This is a genomic window from Roseovarius albus (assembly GCF_900172335.1).
Classification (GTDB): Bacteria; Pseudomonadota; Alphaproteobacteria; order Rhodobacterales; family Rhodobacteraceae; genus Roseovarius; species Roseovarius albus.
The window spans coordinates 1-887 of record NZ_FWFX01000038.1 but is presented as its reverse complement, the minus strand read 5'-3'; the positions used below and the strand labels follow the sequence as shown (position 1 = coordinate 887).

General features: G+C 61.7%; 1 protein-coding gene. It reads left to right on the top strand.

Going from position 1 to position 887, the window contains the following annotated elements; translation table 11 throughout:
• Positions 1-3: 3 nt before the first annotated feature.
• Positions 4-887: 3-dehydrocarnitine:acetyl-CoA trimethylamine transferase BcoG (gene bcoG / locus ROA7450_RS20675; protein ID WP_085807852.1), on the top strand; the 884-nt coding region annotated here is incomplete at its 3' end.

Sequence of the window (887 nt, the reverse complement as noted above, 5' to 3'; positions counted from 1 at the left end):
GTCATGCCTTTGACCATGAACCGCGAAGTATTCATCACCTGTGCCGTGACCGGCTCGGGGGGAACGCAGGATAAGTCGCCGCATGTGCCGCGCAGCCCGGAGCAGATTGCGACATCGGCGATCGAGGCGGCCAAGGCGGGTGCTGCGGTGGTGCATTGCCACGTGCGCGACCCTGAAACTGGCGCACCAAGCCGCGATCTGGCGCTCTACCGCGAGGTCACCGACCGGATCCGCGATGCCGAGGTCGACGTGGTCCTGAACCTCACCGCCGGCATGGGCGGCGACATGGTGTTTGGCGATGTCGAAAACCCGCTGCCCGTCAATGAGGCCGGCACCGACATGATCGGCGCCACCGCACGCATGGCGCATGTGGCCGAATGTCTGCCCGAGATCTGCACGCTCGATTGCGGCACGATGAACTTTGCCGAGGCCGACTATGTGATGACCAACACGCCCGGCATGCTGCGCGCCATGGGCCAGATGATGACCGATCTGGGTGTGAAGCCTGAGATTGAAGCCTTCGATACCGGCCATCTGTGGTTTGCCAAGCAGTTGGTCAAGGAAGGCATTCTTGAAAACCCTGCGCTGGTGCAGCTGTGTATGGGTGTGCCCTGGGGGGCCCCGAATGATCTGAACACCTTTATGGCGATGGTGAACAATGTGCCGTCTGATTGGACTTGGTCGGCCTTCTCCTTGGGTCGTGACCAGATGCCTTACGCGGCACAATCGGTCATTGCAGGCGGCAACGTGCGGGTGGGTCTTGAGGACAACCTCTTCCTCGACAAGGGCGTTCTGGCCACTAACGCACAGCTGGTCGACCGCGCCGTCACGGTAATCGAAAACCTTGGTGCCAAGATCATCGGCCCCGCCGCCGTCCGCGAAAAACT